Raw genomic sequence first — 19,932 nt, 5'->3', positions numbered from 1 at the left:
CCTATGGACCAGCGAATAATCGGACGGAAAGAAAAAATCAGCCTTCCAAAACTGGGGTTAAGTTTGGTGTGGGCAAAAGTAGACACAGGGGCCTATACGAGCAGTCTTCATGCAGAAGAAATCCGGGAAGAAGTAGTGGCTGGGAAAAAAGTGCTGAAATTTCAGATTCTGATGCCAGCCCATAATAAATTTACAGGCAAAACCCTGGTCTTTGAAAAATACCGGGAGAAGAAAGTCAAGAATTCCTTCGGTCAGGCTGAAATCCGATATTTGATCGAGACCGAACTTAGCTTGGCGGGAGAAAAATTCATTGCAGAATTTACCCTTTCCGACCGCTCTACAATGAAGAATTCCATCTTGTTGGGACGAAAAATCCTGAGAGGGAGATTTCTGGTAGATGTATCCAAAACCAATTTGGGAAAACCCTATCGCAGCAAAAAATGAAGATTGCCATCTTATCCAGAAATCCTAAGCTTTATTCCACCAGAAGGCTTTTTGAAGAGATCAAAAAGGCTGGGCATGAGGCATTGATTGTCGACCACAGTCTTTGTGATCTGATCATTGAGCAAAATGGCCCCTCCATTTTTTACAAAGGCCAACTACTCGAAGGAATCGATGCCATCATTCCAAGGATTGGCGCTTCTGTTACGTTTTATGGCACCGCTGTGGTCCGTCAGTTTGAATTGATGGGGGCATTTTCAGCAGTGACTTCCCAAGCGATTGTCCGGAGTAGAGATAAGCTGAGAAGTCTTCAGATTCTCTCCAAAAATGGCCTTGGGATGCCAAAAACAGCCTTTACCAATTTTTCCAAAGGAGGAGAAAAGCAGCTCATCGGACAGGTAGGAGGTGCTCCTGTCATCATCAAATTGCTGGAAGGTACGCAGGGGCTTGGGGTGGTTTTGGCCGAGACCAAAAAAGCCGCACAGTCTGTAGTTGAAGCATTTCATGGCTTGAAAGCCCGAATCATCGTGCAGGAATACATCAAAGAAGCCAAAGGAGCTGATATCCGGGCTTTTGTCGTGCATGGCAAGGTCGTCGGCGCAATGAAGCGACAGGGTGCTGAGGGTGAGTTTCGCTCCAATCTTCACCGAGGTGGGGTAGCCACAGTAATCAAACTTAGCCGGGCAGAAAAACAAGCAGCTCTCAATGCGGCCAAGGCTCTGGGCTTGGATGTAGCAGGAGTGGACTTGCTTCAATCCGACCGGGGCCCTTTGATTTTGGAAGTGAACAGTTCACCTGGACTTCAGGGAATAGAAAGTGCCACCGGGGTCAATGTGGCGGCAGAAATTATCAAATACGTGGAGGCGGGAGTCCGAAAGATGCCCACCTTAAAAAGAGACAAAAATCAATGAGTTATAAAGTAAAAATCGGTACCCGAGGAAGTAAGCTGGCTCTCTGGCAGGCCTATCATGTAGAGGATCTCCTTAGGCAAGCCGGGATGGAGACCGAGATTGTGCTGATCGACACCAAAGGGGATCAAGTCTTGGATGTTTCCATTGCCAAAATCGGGAGCAAAGGAGTTTTTACCCAGGAATTGGAAGATCAGCTCCAGGACGGGAGGATTGATATTGCGGTCCACTCGGCAAAGGATATGCAATCTAGACTGGATGAGGCTTTTGAGCTGATCGCTTTTACTGAGCGAGAGCAAGTCAATGATGTGTTGCTGTCCAATGACAAAGAGATCAGTCTCTCTTCTACCGAAAAACCACTGGTGATCGGCACTTCTTCGACCCGGAGAGTAGCGACTTTGAAACATTTTTATCCCCATGTAAAAACAGTTGAGGTCAGGGGAAATCTTCAAACCCGAATCCGAAAGATGGAAGAAGGGCTTTGTGATGCCTTGTTGTTAGCCTTCGCAGGAGTCCACCGGATGGGATATGATAGTCAAATAGCGCAGTTGTTGAGTTTGGAGGAGTTTATTCCGGCGGTGGGACAGGGCTCAGTAGCCATCGAATCGGCCAAATCATTGAATCCTGAAATCAGGGAAAAAATTATCCAGGCATGTAATCATTCCGAGACCGAAGCTCAGCTTCGGGCAGAACGTGCCTATCTCAGAGTTTTGGAGGGGGGATGCAGTATTCCTGTTTTTGCTCTTGCCTCTGTTGAGGGCGAAAAACTGACCTTAGACGGGGGAATTATCAGTCTGGACGGGCAAAAGAGAATTCGTCTTTCCGTTTCCGGTGCCAAAAATGCCCCTGAGCGCTTAGGAGAGCAACTCGCAGAGCAAGTTCTTCAAGCGGGAGGCAAAGAAATTTTGGAAGAAATAAAAAAAACAATTCGCTGATATGAGATTTCACTGGAGAGGGCTCGCGCTGATCCTGGTCCTATTGAGCTTTGCTGCTTGTGGACAAAACAAAGACTATTTGGTCACTATAGAAACTAGGCATGGAGCTATCAAAGCCATTCTTTTTGATGACACACCGGAGCACAAGAACAATTTCATTGCTTTGGCAGAGGCTGGCAGATTTGACTCGACTCAGTTTCATCGGATCATTCAAGACTTCATGGTCCAAGGCGGGGATGTTTTCGGAAAAGAAGATTTGCCAGCACAGGAGTGGCCGACCCTTCCCGCTGAGATCCGCACCAATCATGTCCATACCAAAGGGATGATAGCGGCTGCCAGACAGGGAGACAATATTAATCCCCAAAAGAGAAGTAACGGGTCGCAGTTTTATATTGTAGATGGAAGAACCTACGAGGAACAGGAATTGACCACCGATTTTCCCGCTCTCCAGAAAGCCGTCTTTCAGTACATGCAGTTGGGTTCTGCTCAGGATCTCAAGCAGGAATACACCCGCTTATACGAAGAGCAGAAGTTTGACAGCTTGACCAATTTGCTTCTTTCTAAACGGGATGAAATAGCAGAAACATTAAAAATAAAGCTGACCAAAGATTACACTTCGGAGCAAGTCAAAGCCTATGCAGAGATTGGAGGTGCTCCTCACCTGGATTTTGAATACACGGTTTTTGGGCAAGTCCTCTCTGGATTGGAGGTCGTGGATAAAATTGCCGCTGAGCCTACCACTCGGGAAATACCCAATAATCCGGTGTACATGAAGGTGACGGTAGAAAAAGTTTCCAAAAAGAAGATTGAAAAAGAGTTTGGTTATGTCTACCCCGAATCCAAATAAGCCCAAAATACTGATCACCGGAGCCAATGGGCTTTTGGGACAGAAGTTGGTGGATCAGTTGATTAATCAGGGGAATTTTGAGGTCATAGCCACAGGAAGAGGGCCTTCTCGTTTATCCGGAAAAGGCTTTCACTATCAGATGTTGGACATTGAAGATCAAGCCAACGTGGAAGAAGTGATTGGGAATATCCAGCCGGACGTGCTGATTCATGGCGCTGCAATGACCCACGTGGACGAATGTGAGCTGAATCAAGAAGCTTGCTATCTTGCCAATGTCACTGCTACCCGTTTCTTGGTTTCGGCAGCTGAAAAGGTAAACGCTCATTTTATTTTTGTTTCCACTGACTTCATCTTTTCCGGGGAAGACGGAATGAACCCCTACGATGAAAACGCCTCCCCTGAGCCGGTGAATTTTTATGGTCAGACCAAGCTGGAGGGAGAGGAATTGGTAAAAAACTCCGCTTTGTCTTGGGCCATCGCCCGAACGGTCTTAGTCTATGGAATCGCTCCGGGGCTAAGCAGGAGTAATATCATTCTTTGGGTAAAATCTTCGCTGGAGCAGGGAAAGGAAATCCAAGTAGTGGATGATCAAGTCCGGACTCCGACTTTGGCTGAAGATCTTGCTGCCGGTTGCATTCTGATTGCAGAGAAGCGAGCAACAGGAATTTTCAATATATCCGGAGAAGAATTGCTGACTCCATATGATATGGCAATACAAACGGCAGATTTTTTTGGACTGGATAAGACCCTGATCCGAAGGACTGACTCGACTCGCTTCACCCAGCCTGCAAAAAGACCCATAAAAACAGGCTTTATTATCGATAAAGCAAGAAAACAACTCGGTTTTGAGCCCAAAACTTTCCAAGCGGGAATAGGTATTTTGGCAAAACAAATTATCTTAGCCCGCTCTTAAAATGCAGTTTATACCCTTAATTTAACTTTAGCATCATCTATGGCAGTAAGTTCTAATTCAGAGGACAGAGGTCAGTTTGGATCCAGTCTCGGATTTATTATGGCGGCGGCCGGCTCCGCTGTAGGTTTAGGAAATATTTGGAGATTTCCCTACCTCACAGGAGAAAACGGAGGGGGAGCCTTCGTCTTTGTATATATTCTCTGTGTGCTGTTTATCGGTTTGCCTCTGCTTTTCAATGAAATTGCCTTAGGTAGAAAGTCCGGAAAAAATCCTATCGGTGCTATCCGGGATACAGGGGGTAACAAATTCTGGCAACTTGCCGGCGTCCTTTGTGTACTGGTATGTTTTTTTGTGTTCAGTTATTATTCAGTGATTGCCGGCTGGACCGTTGGATATATAGTCACTGAAATCATCAATATTCCCGTGGATTTTGAAGAATTCGTACAAACTCCTCTTTATGTAATTCCTCTGACCTTCCTGTTTATCCTAATGACTATTTTGATCGTTTTGGGAGGAGTTTCAGGAGGAATTGAAAAGGCAGCTAAATTTCTAATGCCGATACTTTTCATCATTATTCTGTTTATTGCGGGCAGATCTGTGACCCTCGAAGGTGCGGAGGCTGGAATTCAATACTACCTTAATCCTGATTTCTCTAAAATCAACGGGACGGTCATTCTTCAGGCTTTGGGACAGGCATTTTTCTCCATGTCGGTGGGATGGGGTTTGATGATCACCTTTGGGTCTTATCTGGATAAAAAATCCAATATTATTCAGTCTTCCGGTTGGATTGCGGGTATGGATACTGCGGTTGCGCTGTTGGGAGGCTTGATGGTGTTCCCAGCTTTGTTTGCTTTGTTGCCTGGCAAAGATCCTGCAGCGGGTCCTGCGCTGGTTTTTGATGTGCTTCCAAGAGTATTTGATGCCATGCCAGGAGGAAGTTTTATCGGAGCTTTGTTCTTTCTACTTTTGATGGTGGCAGCCTTGACTTCTACCATTTCCATGCTTGAAGTGCCTGTAGCCTATTTGATTGACGATCGCAAGTGGAACAGAAAGAAGGCTACCTGGACTGTGGGAATCGCAGCGATGTTGCTTTCTATTCCTTCGGCACTTTCCTCAATCGAGGGCAATTTCTTTGCTGAAATCAACTTCACCTTCCTTAGTAATCCAGTTCAGGGATTCTTTGGTGCAATGGACTTTATCTTCGGAACTTTCGCTGTAATTGTGATCTGTCTGATGCTTTCTCTGTACACCGGCTGGGGTCAGAAAATCAGTGAATACGCAGACGAATTGGCACTGGGAGCTCCCGGATTCAAAGGTGTTTCCCGTTCGGCCTGGATTTTCTTTATCAAGTGGGTTTGCCCGATTGTCATTATACTCCTTATCCTGAATATGATTGGGTTGTTTGGAGCCCCTCAGGCGGCTTGATATCCAAAGATCCGTATGAAAATAGCCAGTATAATTATACTGGCTATTTTTTTTGAGTAGTATTTCGTTATTATTTTTTGTAGGTTTGCATACTTGAAAAAGCATTTTGTATTCTACGCGATCGCCTAATGAAAGTCTTATTGGTAGATGACGATACGGTCCATCTCATGATTCTGAAAAGAATATTCGAAAATTCAAATGACGAAGTGGTAGTAGCAAAAAACGGAAAGGAGGCCCTGGTCCTTTTGGAATTTGATCCGGATTTTCAGGTTATCCTTACAGACATCATGATGCCGGAGATGGATGGGTTGGAATTGACGATGCATATCCGGGAAAGTGAGGAGACCAAGCAAATTCCCATCATTGGTTTTACTGCGGGAGACGTAAACTACTACAAGGAAAAGTCCCAAGGAATGTTTGATTGCCTCGTTCCAAAACCTATGGATTTTTTCGATTTGTATCAGCTGGCAAAGTCTCAAGTAGCTTAAACTTTTTTTTCTGGCAAGAGAATTGCAAAAAGTGCGTTTATACCAAAACTAAACCGCACTACTCATGAAAAAACTCACATTTCTTTTCACATTACTACTGGTCTCCCATTGGGCTTTTTCCCAGAATGGAGTTGGAATCAAAGCAGGACTTAGCAGTACTGAACTTGATTTTAAAAATGAAAACTTTGTTCCAGCTGGTGCACAGACAGGGTACCATATTGGTTTATTTGGGCGATTTGGCGGAGCAGGCTTTTTTGTGCAGCCCGAATTGCTTTTCACCCAAACTAAGGGAGAGTTTGCCTTTGTCCCCGGTGAGGTAAGCGGTGGCACTCCTCCTGAAAATTATAAAGCGGAGTTCAATCGCTTGGATATTCCTGTATTAGCTGGTTTCAGAGTGTTTAAAGTCATCCGATTGATGGCAGGTCCTGTGGCCAGTATCAACATCAATTCTAAGCTGGAAGATTCGATCGACACCGTGGGAGAAGTCAATTTCAGCAACGCTACTTTAGGCTACCAAGCCGGTGTAGGTGTGGATATCGGCAATCTTTCCTTAGAAGGAAAATATGAAGGAGGCCTTTCTAAAGTTACCCAAAACGTGGGGCAATTCCAGACCGATAACCGAATCAATCAATGGATTCTTTCCGTTGGATTTCGTTTGTTTTGATTTTCTGATTTTCCATAAAAAAGCCTCTGATTTCGACTTCAGAGGCTTTTTTAGTTTACTTGTTTTCCATGACTTTGGGTCCGGGCTTGGCCCATTCGTGAATCTGTTTCAGATCGACGACATACACACTGCGTCCATGCGTACCCACTACAAGGTGGTTTTCTCTTTCCTGAATGACCATATCGTAAATGGCCACATTCGGAATCTCCCCTTGGAATAGGTTCCAATTTTTTCCTTCGTCCAAGCTTACATACAAGCCTTGGTCAGTCCCCAAGTAAAGCAAATTAGGCATTTTGGGGTCTTCGATGATGATGTTGGTTGCCTCTTCCGGAAGATTTCCTTTGATGGATTTCCAAGTCTTTCCATAGTCCTCACTCATGTACACATAGGTATTGAATTCATCAAAACGATACCCATTTAAGGTGATATACACTCGGCCTTCTTTGAATTTGGAGGGAGAAATACTGCTCACCCAGCGGTCTTGTGGCAATCCTGCATTCAAGCTGGTCCAGTTTCCTCCGTTGTTGCGTGTGATCCACACGTTTCCATCATCGGTTCCTGCGTAAAGCGTCCCAAACTCCAAAGGCGATTCTTCTACTACAGTAAGTGTCGCAAAAGGAACATTGCCGCTCTTTTGATTTTTGGTGAGGTCAGGCGAGATCGTAGCCCAAGTATTACCCTGATCGAGGGACTGGTACACGTACTGTGAACCCATATACACGATGTCTTGATTGTGGTAACTCAGCTCGGCAGGAGTTCTCCAGTTCCACCGATTGGGAGCATTTCCGATATCATGTCCAGGAGTGATTCGCCGTCTCTCCCCTGTCTTTTTGTTGATCCGCATGTAGTTTCCAAACTGTGACCCGGTATACACGATGTCATTGTCCCGGGTATCCACAGCGACGACCATTCCGTCACCCCCAAGCAAAGGCTCCCATGGATCCTCCGGTTTGTTGGTGGACTTTCCATACCAAACTCCATTGTCTTGCATACCACCGTAGATATTGTAGGGTGTGGCTTGATCGACCATGATGGAGTAGAATTGGGAAATGGGCATTTGGGTATTCAGGTGATCCCAAATCGCTCCTCCACCGTAACTTCGATAAAGTCCCCCGTCATTTCCCAGAAGGATATGCTTGCTGTCTTTTGGATTGATCCACATCGCCTGATGGTCAGAGTGGGGTCGGCCGACAGAGTCGGTTCGGGAGAAGTTTTTGCCTCCATCTCTGGAAACCAACAAAGGAACGCCCAATACAAAAACCTCATTTTCGTCTGAGGAACTCACCCGAATTTCACCAAAGTAATAACCGTAGGTGTTGTAAAGCTGCCGGATATCTGATTCGGAGACCAATTGCCAGCTTTTACCTGAATCCACAGAGCGATAAACTTCTGCACCTATGATGGGCTGTCCAAACATGGCAGCATTGGCATCTACTGCACCGCCGTTGTAGTCGGCGATTTGAGCTGTGGTGATTTTACCTGTTTTTAGCTGACGCTTTAGCTCGGATGGGGTGTAGTGAGTAGCAAATTGATTTCTGCGAAGAAAAGTCTCCAGCCTTTTGTCTTCCAGGGCTAGTGCCTCCTCCAAGGACATGGATTTAAAGTCTTCGATTTTGATTGGATTTTCTTCCTGCTGCTGATTTCCTCGACGTCGGGGTTCTGGAGCAGGTTTGTCGGATTTCCCTTGATTGTCCAAAAGTGCATAGACTACATCGGGATTGCTTTTTGCGAAATCAAAACCGATTCTTCCAACAAATTCATCCTGGGGGAAGCCTTCGACGGCTTTTTTCCAGGTATTGCCTCCGTCTTCTGATCTCCAGATGGCAGAGCTCTTTCCGTTGCCGATGAAGTCGTGAGCCTGACGGAAGCGCTCCCAGCTTGCGGCTAAGAGCACATCAGGATTGGTTGGATGAATCTGAATGTCAATGATTCCGGTATTGTCATCGATGTAGAGGACTTTTTTCCAGGTTTTGCCTCCGTCGGTAGTTTTGTAGAGTCCACGCTCTTTGTTTTTGGAATAAAGACCGCCCATGGAGCCTACCCATACCACATCCGGGTTGGTCGGGTGAATGAGAATCTGACCGATATGCTGGGAATGAACGAGCCCCATATGTTGCCAGGTTTGTCCTCCGTCGGTGGACTTGTACACTCCCGATCCGGCGTAGGTGGATCGGCTTGAATTGTCCTCTCCAGTGCCTACCCAAAGGATATTGTTGTCAGAAGCCGAAAGAGCCATAGCTCCAATGCCTAAAGCACTCTGATGGTCAAAGATGGGTGTGAAAGACTGCCCGTTGTCGGTGGTTTTCCAGATTCCACCCGATGCGGCGGCGATGTAATAGGTGTTGGGGTTATTGGCTACCTCGATATCGACAATTCGGCCGGACATGTTGGTTGGGCCTACGTTTCGGGCTTTGAAATCCCTCAGAGGCGAGGATTCGAAAAGGGCTTTGTGCTTGTCTATGGATTCCTGAAGGGTTTTTTCAGAAGTTGGCTTGATATCTTGGGCAAGGGAATTGAATGATAGCATTCCCGCAGCGGCCAAGATCAGGTAGGTGGATTTTTGCATGGGGTTCTTTTTGATCAGGAGGGAATATAAGCAAAGGAGATCAAAGTCTTGCCAAGGCGCTTTTGGGCGGGAAAAGGTCTTTTTGAGCGGTGATTATTTGGAGATAATGCGGGTTTTGTAGAGAACTGAATAGTCGTTTTCTATTTCTTCAAAATTTGGGGTAAACCAAATTTCATCCTCAGAAATAAACTCGTAGGTAAAGCCTAAACTTATTGGTTTTTTGATCAGTGAGCTCAGTGATTTTCCATCGAAAAGAATGCTTCCATTGGTATTGATCTGTCTCATTTTTGCAAAGCCTGCCTCCTGATCTTTTTCGATAAGCGCAAAAATCTCTTGATACTCTTCATCAGTAAGACCTCGATTATATTTAATTAGAAACCGGTTTTTTTCTGTTCGGTAAAAGGAATTTATCGCACCGACATACACATCCCTTACCTCATAAGGCCCGAATTTTTCGGCATCCTTTGGCTCCTTTTCAATAAATCCCTCAAATGGAATAGTGTATCGGGTGGTAGGAGTGTCCAACTGTGAAAAATGGTATCCATAAATAACTGGCTCATTTCTGAAGGCTACATAAAGCGAATCTTCCTTTCTAGCTAGCGAGGTGGTGTAATTGATATTGAGGAAGCTTTTCTCACCAGTGCTAAATTTTGATGTTTTCGGGAAAGGAATCGCAGGAGTAAATATTCCACTGTTTAGATCTAGCACTTCCACTCTTTTGACATGAGTTTGAAATTTCCGGCCTTCTACCCCATGTTCATTTGCTATCCTTCCTTCCAGAGGATAATAAATCTTTTCCTGATAGTCCACTAGGCTATTGTCATATTGATTAACAAAAGAAGTCGTGGGGTTAAACTCAGGAGAAAAGCTCCGAGTAGCATCTCCTGATAAGGAGTAAAGGTAAAATCCTTTCCACGACGGAATGATTATTTCCTCCTTGTTTAAAAATCTTGGTGGGCCTAACCTCCCTTGAGGATACATTCCGGGGCCTTCTCCTTTTTTGCCAAATTTATGAATGATTGCTCCCTGAGAATCAGTTACAAAAAGCGTATCCGTTTGTTGATCAATCAACAGAAAAGTCTTTCCATCCTCAGAGATATCCGCCAAATACAGATTCCCCAAATAATCCACTACCAGCGAATCGTAAATCTCAAACTCTAATTGCTGTTCGGACAGGGGTTTTTCGGAAAGGGATTCTTCCTTTTGGCTGCAGGAAATGGCCAAAAGAATCAGGAGATGTAGTAAAGAAAGTTGGTTTTTCATTTTTTGACCAATTTGAGTTTATAAAACGTGATGTAATCCTGCTCCTCTCCAATCCATTCGTCGTCCCGAACGGCGAAAAAGGGTTCGTCGAGGGATTGAAGACCTACCAAGCGGTCTACTTGATTTGGGATGATGATTTCGTTGGAAAGGGTTCCGTCCAGCTGGACGATCTTTAGGATTTGGTTTTGGAATTGGGCATAAAGCGGGAAGTTTTTTGGATCTTTCAGGTTGTTTTGAGCAAAAATATCGGCTGTAATCCCTTCCTCGAAAGTGACTACGACTCCCTCCTTTGTTGGGAAAAGTTGCTTGATCCGACCATCCAGCATTTGGGTACCGGAGATATATTGGTACTTTTCTGTGTGTTCTCCATTGTCTTCAAACCTACTGGGCCGGAAATTTAAGGTGCTTAGATACTTTCCGTTTTGATTCAAATCATACAGATGAATTAGGGGTTCATTATCCAAAGTGAAGTAGAGCGTATCACCCAGAATCCCAAAATTGACCCAAGGCCTTTCGTAGTACTTGTCCGAACTATACCGGGACGTGGAAGGTGTCCGAATAATCGGCTCAGCTGCTCCTGTTGATGGATCCACTTTTTCCAGTAAAAAATGATCTCTGAAAAAGAATGGGTCATACGGGTTGGCTCCATCCCGCCCCGGATAATATAGGATTAATTTATCCCTCCATTCCTCAAGGACCCTTCTCAAGCCTCCACCGTCTTTTGCTTCTGTCAGGAAGGGCAATTTGATTTCCCGTTGGAATGTCAGATCCGAGTTGAATTCGTAAAGCCATCCGATGAAACTTGCCCCGTAAAGCTTGCCGTCATTCGTGTATTTTAACTGAACAGGATAAAATACCTTATCCGGACCATCGAAGGGATAGCTTTGCTCATGAAGAATTTTCCCACTTGAGTCAAATTCCAATAGCTTGTTTTCCTTGAAATTGAACAGGACCCCTTTCCCATCTTTGAACTCCAATCCATCCACCCGGCCCAAATAATCTACTTGGATTGAGTCTAGGATGACCAGTTCCCATTCGTAGGACTCTGATTTCCTCTTGTCCTCCAAAGGCTGACAAGAGTTCAGGAAAAGTATGCCAAATAACAATACAACTGCTATTCTCACTTCTCCACCAGTTTTACTTTGTAAATCTTCAAGAAATCCTCTTCCTCATCGGGATTGAAGGCTTTTTGGAACCAAAAATCTTCGCCCTCTCTCACAAATCCACCAGGATTGACCCAATCAGGAAACTGGGCTATGCCCAGCTGCTGGAATGAGGTTTTGTCCACCACGGCCATGCCCATCTTTCGGTCGCCCAAGAATGATTTTCTCATTGCCAAGGCTTCCTCCCTGTTTCCTTTTTGGAATTCCATAGTGATGGCTTCCGCTTGTTCGGTGGATAATCCAGGGTAAAACAAAACTAAGATACGATCCCCCCAAAGGCTGACTTTTCGAATTGCTGCTGTGGAAAGGTTGGTGGATACCCCAACATCTGCCAGCTTTTCCAAGGGCTTCCCGGTGATTTCTGCAAAATCGGGAAGCTTCAAGTCCATCGTTATTTGGTAGCTGAGTGAATCTCCCAACCAGGCAAACTGATGAAGTCGGGGTTCTCCGGCGAAGGCCAAATACACATCTTTTTCGTCTGCTGCGAAATAAGGCTCAAAGTCACTTTGGATATAGCCATTCCCATTCTTAAATCGGCTGTCTTCCGGGAAGGGAATCCAAGCCCGGCTTGTGGTGTCTTCCAAATTGAGCACTTCCAAGGCCCGAAACCGGGAATAAAATTCCTTTTGACCGACGTAGGATTCGAAGATTCGAAAAGATTTGCTGAGTATCTTTTTTCTGTCACCACTGTTTAAATAGTCGATGGAATAGCCCGGGAAATTGGTAAAAGTACTTCCGGAAAGCACCTCGGGATGGGGGATTTTGGCTTCCATCTTTCCCTCCAGATCATAAATTAACAGGCCTGAAGTACCCGGAATCATCACCTGATTTTCGTTTAAAAAGGCGGGGAGCAAGAGGGGAAACCCAAAATTGTCAAAGGAGTCTCCATCTTTTATGAACCGGCTCTGCACTTCTCCCTGAAGATTCAGGATTAAGAATTCCCGACTTTGGGTATCGTAGATCAATACTTTGCCAAACTCCACATCTGCCAAGACGGGATTGCCCAGAATGTCAATCCGAAGCGAATCCACTTTTTCAAACTCCCAGTTGGCAGGAGTTCTGTTTACAACCGTCTCATGGGCATTTGGATTACAGCCCGAGATCAAAAACCAAAAAGATAAAAGTAAGAGGTAAGGATATCGATTCATTTCCAGTTTTTTCACTAAAAAAATCAATGAATTTTTATAAATCAACAAAGTCACTGGAATATTTTTAAAAAAGGAAAACCCGCCAGAATTAACTGACGGGTTTACAATTTTAATGGTTCGGCTTATCCAATCAGATTCCCTTCTTCATCCCATTCTGCCACCTTGCCTCTTTCCTCAGGCTTGAGATAGATGCTTAGGTATTTTTCAGGGTTGGAAAGTCCATGTTTGTCCAATACATTTTGTGGGACGCCGTCCCAGACATTGGCTTTATTGCCCATGTAGCCCATGTATTTCCAGCCGGCTTCGGTAGAGAAATAGCCTGAGCAGGTCAAATTTCGAAGCATATTGAACCACCGAACGCCACCTGAATAAGCCTCGGTGGCTTTTTCCGGCCAAGCGACCAAGTCCACGATTTGGATAACTTCTTCTTTGGACAAGTCATTGAATTTTTTTCCAAAGAGCTCATCCGCTTCAAAATCCAGCCACATCAGCCCGCCCCGCATGGGGGTCTGCATTCCGGGCTGGTCTTTCATCATGAATTCGATGAAATCCGGGACTTTCAGATCAGTCGCAGAAGGCGACTCTGAATCAGCGGGCATGATGATATCAACCAGTGTGTTCAGTTTTTTCATTTCTTCCTCGGTGAAAAATGTCTCCGAAAGCAAACGGGCATCCCTCGCCTTTTCTTCCTCTGTGCGCCCACCCGGTGTGCCTCCATTAATTACCTGACCTTGTATAGCCACCTGCTCCGGCTCGCAGCCGGTCAGCAACAAACCCGCTCCCACGGAGCCGGTAAAGAGCAATTTGAGGTTTTCTCTTCTGTTCATGGCTTAGATGTTTTTTTGTTTTAACTGGTCAACGATGTAATCTGAGGTTCTCCAAGAAAGAGCGAGAATAGTCCAGGTTGGGTTTTTGTCCGCTTGAGATACAAATGGTCCCGCATCCACTACGAATACGTTTTTGCAGTCGTGTGCTTGGCAGTTGGAGTTGAGCACGGAGGTTTTGGGGTTGTTTCCCATTCTCGTTGTCCCCACTTCGTGAATGATTCTTCCCGGTGCGGCCAGTCCGTACATGGTTTCCGGTCCGGGCTTGTTGCCCAAGAGGATCGCTCCAGCATTGGTCAGAATCTCTTCGAATGTATCCTGCATGTGCTTGGCTTGCTTGATTTCCTGATCGGTCCACTTGTAGTGGAATCTAAGGACCGGGATTCCGTACTTGTCTACCACATTCGGGTCGATTTCGCAGTAGTTACTGTACTGGGGTATGCTTTCCCCTCGACCGGACATTCCCAGCGTGGAGCCATAGATTCTGCGGATATCTTTTTTCAATCCCTCTCCATAGCCTCCTGCAGGACTTGGATTACCAAATTCGTCTTTGAGGTATTTCCGCATGGTATCCATTCCGTTCCCGGCACCATAGGCGGGCTGTCCCATACCTCCCCAATATTCAATATGATATCCGCGGGCAAAGTCCAGCTTTTTATTGTCCAGCCACCAAGGGGTGTACATGTGCATGCCGCCCACGCCGTCTTCATTGTAGCGATCCCGATCGATAAGGTCAGGCATGATGCCCATCCGGTCTGCTCCGGTGGAGTCGTGCAAGTATCTTCCCAAGGCATCCGAATCTCCTCCGATCCCATTGGGATGGGATTTGGACTTGGAGTTCATCAGTATTCGGGAAGATTCGCAGGCAGAAGCACCCAGGACGACCACTCGGGACTTTAGCTTGTATTCTTTCATGTCGATCTTGGACACAAATGACACTCCTGTCGCCAATCCCTGATCGTTGGTAGTGACCTTACGCACCATGGAGTGGGTGTAGAGATCCACTTTTCCTTTTTTCATGGCAGGGTGGATCAAGCAGGTCCCAGCGGAGAAATCCGCATAGGCCTGACAGGCACGATTGCACTGATTGCAGAAAAAGCAAACTCCCCGTTCGTTATTGATCGGTCGGGTGAGCATGGAAAGACGCCCCGGAATCATCGGGATGGCTGCCTTGTCCGCTCCTTTTTTGATAAATAATTCGTGAAGTCTTGGCTTGGGTGGTGGAAGGAAAAATCCATCTGGCTCATTAAATATCCCCTCTTTGGAGCCAAAGACCCCAATCAGTTTGTCCACTCGATCGTAGTACGGCTTGAGATCCTCGTAGCCAATCGGCCAGTCATCCCCCATGCCGTCAATGCTGGCACGCTTGAAGTCATTAGGCCCAAATCTCAAAGAAATTCTACCCCAATGGTTGGTTCGTCCACCGACCATTCGGGATCTAAACCAGTCAAAGGAAGTTCCGTCTTTGCGGGTGTAGGGTTCTCCCTCAATATCCCATCCTCCTATGGCCTGATCAAAATCACCCATGGGGCGAATCCGGGTACCTGCTCCCCGTCTGGGAGATTCCCAAGGGGGACGAAGCTGAGTCCGGTCTTCCTCTTTGGCAGGGTCGAAATCCCCGCCTGCTTCTACCACGGCCACGGACAAGCCTGCCTCAGAGAGGATTTTGGAGGCCATCCCACCTCCAGCACCAGAACCGACGATGATCACATCGTAGCTGTCTGGGGTTTCTTTGATTTGAAAGCTCATTTTTAAAAATTTTAATGAAGTCGAAAATATAGAGTAAAATTTTCGTGAATGGAAGTCAATTTTCCCAATTTCGAAAATAACGCTTGAGGGTAGGTTATTTCTTGCCTCCGTTCAATTTAAATAATCGTCTCAAAAAAATAACCTCCAATTACAGAGGCTATTTATTGATTAGATATTTTCTTCTATAAAAGGCCAAACCGTCCCAAATACAATCTGATGACCCTCCTCTGTCGGGTGAATTCCATCAGGAAGATTCAACTCGGGATTTCCAGCTACGCCTTCCAAAAGGAAGGGAATCAGCGTGACTTGCTTTTCAGCTGCTACGGCAGGATAGATTTTCATAAACTCATCTGTATATTCCTGACCCATATTCGGTGGAATCTGCATCCCTGCCAAAATGATTTTGGTGTTTGGATATTTCGCGCTGACTTTGTCGATGATGGCAAGCAGATTTTTCTTCGTTTCGCTCAGCTGTATGCCTCTTAACCCATCATTTCCTCCCAGTTCGAGTACGAAAATGTAAGGTTCCTCTTCCAGAAACCAATCCAACCGGCTCAAACCACCCGCAGTGGTTTCCCCACTCAGCCCTCCATTGATGACTTTGAAGTTTTCACCCAAGCTATCCAGTCTAGCCTGAACCAACCCCGGAAAAGCATCCTCCGGGTCGATGCCATAGCCTGCAGAAAGGCTATTTCCGAAAAACAGAATTACCTTTTGCTTTTCTTCCTGACTTTCAGACGTGGTCTCTGTCTGTTCTGCAGTTTGGGTTTCCGATGAATTTCCCCCGCAGGAAAATAGAACCATTGAAGTGAACAGGAGCAGTAAAAGCGCAAGGGTGGACTTTTGTCTTTTCATTTTTTGAGTGATTTACCTTTAGAAAGGAATTCTGAGAAAAAGGTTCAGATTGGCATCTCCAAAGTCTGAAATTTTCTTTAAAAATAGCTTTTTCCTCGTTGGTCGAGCAAATCTCCCCGTCTGTCGAGTCGGCTTGGCCCATGCCGGGGAATTTTATTTTCTTTACGTGGGTTGAAGTGTCAGACTTTAATTTGGCTAACCAATTGGCCTCAACCGCGTTTCTTTTCTACTTATCGCCTATTTACATTCCATGAACATACTAGCTATTCGCAATCTTTCCAAGACCTATCAAAGCGGCAACCGCAAACTGACTGTCTTGGAAAATGTCAATTTTGAAATCCAAGCAGGGGAGACCATTTCCATCGTGGGGCCTTCTGGTAGTGGAAAGACTACTCTTTTGGGACTCTGCGCAGGACTCGATTCCGGCTCGACCGGATCGGTGGTCTTAAACGGCAAGGCTCTTGAAAATCTCAATGAGGATCAGCGTGCAGCGGTGCGAAACCAAGATGTGGGGTTCATTTTTCAAAACTTCCAACTTCTGCCTACGCTGACCGCTTTGGAAAATGTGATGGTTCCCCTGGAACTGAAAAAAAGAAAAGATGCGCGTCAAAAAGCCCAAGAGCTTTTGGAAAAAGTAGGACTTGGAGATCGTGCCACGCACTATCCCACCCAACTCTCCGGAGGTGAGCAGCAGCGGGTCTCGATTGCCCGTGCCTTTGCCAATGAGCCGAAAATTCTTTTCGCAGACGAACCCACCGGAAATCTCGATACCGAAACGGGAGAGATGATCGAAAAATTGATTTTTGACCTGAATAAGGAAAAAGGAACCACTCTGGTTTTGGTGACACATGACTTGGACCTGGCTGCCAAAACCCAAAGAATCATCCATATCAAGGGAGGTAAAATACAGGAGGACGCCCATGCCTGATTTCAATTGGATTTTGAAAATGGCGATGCGGGATTTTCGCAAAAATCTCTCCCGCCTGTTGCTGTTTGTGTCCTCCATCGTGGTTGGGATAGCTGCATTGGTTGCGATCAGCAGCTTTGGGGAAAATCTAGTCAAAGACATAGATAATCAGGCCAAGGAGCTTTTGGGAGCGGATTTGGTACTGGAAAATAATAAGCCTCTTGGCGATCAAGCCTTGGATTCGGTAGCCATACAGCTGGCTTCTGAGGTCAATTTTGCTTCCATGGTGGCTTTTCCTGCCAAAGATGCCAGCCGACTGACTCAGGTTAGGGCTTTGGAGGGAGATTTTCCTTTTTATGGAAAATTGGAAACCGTGCCTGCAGAAGGAGATGCTGATTTTAGAAGTGGAGGCAAAAAAGCCTTGGTGGAAAAGACGCTCATGGCGCAGTTTGATGCACAAGTCGGTGACTCGATCAAGGTTGGGGCGGTAAAGTTCCAAATCGTTGGCGAACTCCAAAAAGTCCCCGGTCAGACAGGGATCACAGCCACCGTAGCTCCTGCAGTCTATATTCCCATGGCCTACCTGGAGGAAACCGGGCTGGTACAATACGGAAGCAGGGTGGAGTACAATCGATACTTGCAGTTTACTCCCGGTACAGATGTGGAAGAACTGATCAAGCCCTACGAGGATCAATGGGAGATCGATCGGGTAGATGCTGACACCGTCGAGGATAGAAAGAGATCCACCGGTCGTTCTTTCGGCAACTTGTCCAACTTCCTGAGCTTGGTAGCTTTCATCGCCCTGCTTCTGGGTTGTGTGGGTGTCGCCTCAGCAGTCAATGTTTTTGTTAAAGAAAAGCTTGCCTCTGTGGCGGTTCTTCGGTGCTTGGGTGTGGCTTCCCGGGATGTATTGATGATTTATTTGGTCGAAATCGTGGTGATGGGACTTTTCGGAGCCTTGATCGGGTCGATTTTAGGAACCTTGCTCCAGTTTGTTCTTCCGGCGGTTTTTGCGGATTTCCTTCCAGTGGAGGTGACGGTGGGGATTTCCTGGCAGTCGGTGGGATTTGGATTGGTGACTGGACTTTTGGTCAGTGTGCTGTTTGCGTTGCTTCCGCTTTTGAAGGTCAGGAATGTCTCTCCAATGGCTACATTGAGACCGGAAACTGCCGATTCCACCTTGCTTAAGGACCCGGCCCGCTGGGCGGTAATCGTCGGGATTTTACTCTTTATCTTTGGATTTAGCTTTTACCTTTTGAAGCAGGTGGCCTGGGCTATAGGTTTTACGGCCTTTGTTTTGGTGGCTTTTGGAGCACTTTGGGGAGTAGGGAAGTTGATCATGTGGGCAGTTCGCAGGTTTCTTCCGATCACACTCAGCTATCCTTGGCGGCAGGCTTTGGCTAATCTTTATCGGCCAAACAATCAGACGATATCATTGATTGCCACGATTGGTTTGGGGACGGCGATGATCAGTACGCTCTTTTTCCTCCAAAACCAACTGCTGGAGGAGGCCAAGTTTGCCGATAAGGAAGATCAGCCGAATATGCTGATGTTTGATATTCAAACTCCTCAGCTTATGGACGTCAAGTCAAGGATAAGCAGCCAAAAAATGAGAATCATTCAGGAGGTACCCATTGTGACCATGCAGCTCAACGAGATCAATGGAATAGATAAGCGGAAAAATGAAGACCTTTCAGACGAGGAGAATTACAGTCGTTGGCTGTACAACCGGGAGTTTCGGGTAACTTATCGGGATACCTTGATTTCTTCCGAAACCCTGACTTCAGGCGAACTGATCCCTTTGGGCGCTAAGGGTGACAGTGTGTTTGTTTCGCTGGAAAAGGGATTTGGAGAAGGCAATGGACTGAAAATCGGCGATGAGCTGATCTTCAATGTCCAAGGTCGACCGATCAAAACCTACATCGGCAGCTTTCGGGATGTGAAGTTTAATCAGGTTTCTACCAATTTCCTGGTTCTGTTTCCGAGTGGCGTGTTGGAACAGGCCCCCAAATTCCATGTGATCATCACCAAAACCCAAAACGACCGTCAAGCTGCCGATGTGCAGTCAGAGATCGTCCGGGAGTTTCCGAATATTTCTATCATCAATCTCGGGACGATTGTGGAGACCTTGGAGGATATTTTGGGCAAAATCAGCTTTGTAATCCAGTTTATGGCTTTTTTCTCCATTGCCACAGGGATATTGGTGCTGATCAGCTCGCTGATTATCTCCAAGTATCAGCGGATGCGGGAAAGTATCCTTTTGCGGACTTTGGGTGCAAGCTCGGGCATCGTCCGAGTAATCAATACCTTGGAATACTTCTTTTTGGGAAGCTTGGCTTCTCTTTCTGGAATCTTACTTTCGTTTATGGCCACCTTCCTTTTAGGAGAATTTGTCTTCGAGATGAATTTCAGCTTGGCTTGGAAGGAAGGATTGATCATTTATTTAGCCATCACCGGTCTGACAATTGTGTTGGGCTGGCTGAATGGGCGTCGAATCATCAATCAGCCTCCGATGGAGATTCTCCGCGGGAATGGATAAAACCAAATAAGCCTCCGAAAGGGGGCTTTTTTGATATTATCCAGTACCTAATCGATGGTTTGAGCCAACCCTATGATCCTATCCATTCTTGTTTTCGGGTTGACGGTTTTGAGTGATCGGTTTTTGGGGAGATTAGTGGCGGTAGAAAATTAAACTCCATGCAAATTGAAAGTCAAACTTTCAATTTGCATGATATTTAATCAAAAAAGTATGCAATCTGAAAGTGTATCGATCGGCTCAACAAGACTTTTCCTAAGATTTAAACTTTGGAAAAGCTTCAGCCAGCAAGAGGCTGAA

17 protein-coding genes are annotated in these 19,932 nt (G+C 46.0%); 10 read left to right on the top strand and 7 right to left on the bottom strand.

Translation table 11 applies throughout. The features are described 5' to 3' along the window. The first annotated feature begins 3 nt into the window (after positions 1-3). The 8 genes from AAA943_RS15055 (at position 4) to AAA943_RS15020 (ending at position 6,621) form a co-directional block, all read left to right on the top strand. On the top strand, positions 4-444 hold the full coding sequence (locus AAA943_RS15055) for an ATP-dependent zinc protease family protein (protein ID WP_338225093.1): 441 nt from the start codon (positions 4-6) through the stop codon (positions 442-444). Then, complete coding sequence (gene rimK / locus AAA943_RS15050) at positions 441-1,352, top strand: 30S ribosomal protein S6--L-glutamate ligase (RefSeq protein ID WP_338225092.1); 912 nt, start codon at positions 441-443, stop codon at positions 1,350-1,352. Before AAA943_RS15055 ends, rimK begins: the two co-directional genes overlap by 4 nt. Then, on the top strand, positions 1,349-2,284 hold the full coding sequence (gene hemC, locus AAA943_RS15045) for a hydroxymethylbilane synthase (RefSeq protein WP_338225091.1): 936 nt from the start codon (positions 1,349-1,351) through the stop codon (positions 2,282-2,284). Before rimK ends, hemC begins: the two co-directional genes overlap by 4 nt. A 1-nt stretch (position 2,285) precedes the next feature. Next, positions 2,286-3,131 (top strand): peptidylprolyl isomerase, encoded by an 846-nt coding sequence (locus AAA943_RS15040; RefSeq protein WP_338225090.1) that lies wholly within the window; start codon positions 2,286-2,288, stop codon positions 3,129-3,131. After that, on the top strand, positions 3,109-4,044 hold the full coding sequence (locus AAA943_RS15035) for an SDR family oxidoreductase (protein ID WP_338225089.1): 936 nt from the start codon (positions 3,109-3,111) through the stop codon (positions 4,042-4,044). Before AAA943_RS15040 ends, AAA943_RS15035 begins: the two co-directional genes overlap by 23 nt. 39 nt (positions 4,045-4,083) lie before the next feature. After that, positions 4,084-5,469 carry a sodium-dependent transporter gene (locus AAA943_RS15030; protein WP_338225088.1) on the top strand — a complete coding sequence of 462 codons (1,386 nt, stop codon included), beginning with the start codon at positions 4,084-4,086 and terminating at the stop codon, positions 5,467-5,469. 128 nt (positions 5,470-5,597) lie between these two features. Then, entirely contained in the window at positions 5,598-5,957 is a 360-nt protein-coding gene (locus AAA943_RS15025; protein ID WP_338225087.1) for a response regulator, read from the top strand. A 64-nt stretch (positions 5,958-6,021) separates the two neighbouring features. Beyond that, positions 6,022-6,621 (top strand): porin family protein, encoded by a 600-nt coding sequence (locus tag AAA943_RS15020; RefSeq protein ID WP_338225086.1) that lies wholly within the window; start codon positions 6,022-6,024, stop codon positions 6,619-6,621. A 55-nt stretch (positions 6,622-6,676) separates the two neighbouring features. On the opposite strand, the gene AAA943_RS15015 is transcribed toward AAA943_RS15020, so the two are convergent. The 7 genes from AAA943_RS15015 to AAA943_RS14985 all read right to left on the bottom strand — a co-directional run bounded on the left by AAA943_RS15015 (position 6,677) and on the right by AAA943_RS14985 (position 16,189). Further along, entirely contained in the window at positions 6,677-9,187 is a 2,511-nt protein-coding gene (locus AAA943_RS15015) for a WD40/YVTN/BNR-like repeat-containing protein (protein ID WP_338225085.1), read from the bottom strand. A 93-nt stretch (positions 9,188-9,280) separates the two neighbouring features. Then, entirely contained in the window at positions 9,281-10,450 is a 1,170-nt protein-coding gene (locus tag AAA943_RS15010; RefSeq protein WP_338225084.1) for a hypothetical protein, read from the bottom strand. After that, positions 10,447-11,574: a hypothetical protein gene (locus tag AAA943_RS15005; protein ID WP_338225083.1), complete on the bottom strand. Its 1,128-nt coding sequence runs from the start codon at positions 11,572-11,574 to the stop codon at positions 10,447-10,449. The genes AAA943_RS15010 and AAA943_RS15005 overlap by 4 nt, the downstream gene beginning before the upstream one ends. Then, on the bottom strand, positions 11,571-12,776 hold the full coding sequence (locus AAA943_RS15000; protein ID WP_338225082.1) for a hypothetical protein: 1,206 nt from the start codon (positions 12,774-12,776) through the stop codon (positions 11,571-11,573). Before AAA943_RS15000 ends, AAA943_RS15005 begins: the two co-directional genes overlap by 4 nt. Positions 12,777-12,883: 107 nt before the next feature. Then, positions 12,884-13,588, bottom strand: coding sequence for a gluconate 2-dehydrogenase subunit 3 family protein (locus AAA943_RS14995; RefSeq protein WP_338225081.1), 705 nt, complete (start codon positions 13,586-13,588; stop codon positions 12,884-12,886). 3 nt (positions 13,589-13,591) lie between these two features. Continuing rightward, complete coding sequence (locus AAA943_RS14990) at positions 13,592-15,334, bottom strand: GMC oxidoreductase (protein WP_338225080.1); 1,743 nt, start codon at positions 15,332-15,334, stop codon at positions 13,592-13,594. 168 nt (positions 15,335-15,502) lie between these two features. Continuing rightward, positions 15,503-16,189 carry an arylesterase gene (locus AAA943_RS14985; RefSeq protein WP_338225079.1) on the bottom strand — a complete coding sequence of 229 codons (687 nt, stop codon included), beginning with the start codon at positions 16,187-16,189 and terminating at the stop codon, positions 15,503-15,505. Between the two features lie 250 nt (positions 16,190-16,439). On the opposite strand from AAA943_RS14985, the gene AAA943_RS14980 reads away from it, so the two are divergent. Together AAA943_RS14980 and AAA943_RS14975 are read left to right on the top strand one after the other, a co-directional pair. Next, positions 16,440-17,117, top strand: coding sequence for an ABC transporter ATP-binding protein (locus AAA943_RS14980; RefSeq protein ID WP_338225078.1), 678 nt, complete (start codon positions 16,440-16,442; stop codon positions 17,115-17,117). Beyond that, positions 17,110-19,635 carry an ABC transporter permease gene (locus AAA943_RS14975; protein WP_338225077.1) on the top strand — a complete coding sequence of 842 codons (2,526 nt, stop codon included), beginning with the start codon at positions 17,110-17,112 and terminating at the stop codon, positions 19,633-19,635. The genes AAA943_RS14980 and AAA943_RS14975 overlap by 8 nt, the downstream gene beginning before the upstream one ends. Positions 19,636-19,932 lie beyond the last annotated feature (297 nt).

Origin of the sequence: Algoriphagus confluentis (genome assembly GCF_036245625.1) — a bacterium.
Lineage (GTDB): Bacteria > Bacteroidota > Bacteroidia > Cytophagales > Cyclobacteriaceae > Algoriphagus > Algoriphagus confluentis.
The sequence above is the reverse complement of the archived record's forward strand: the minus strand, read 5'-3'. Positions and strand labels throughout refer to the sequence as shown.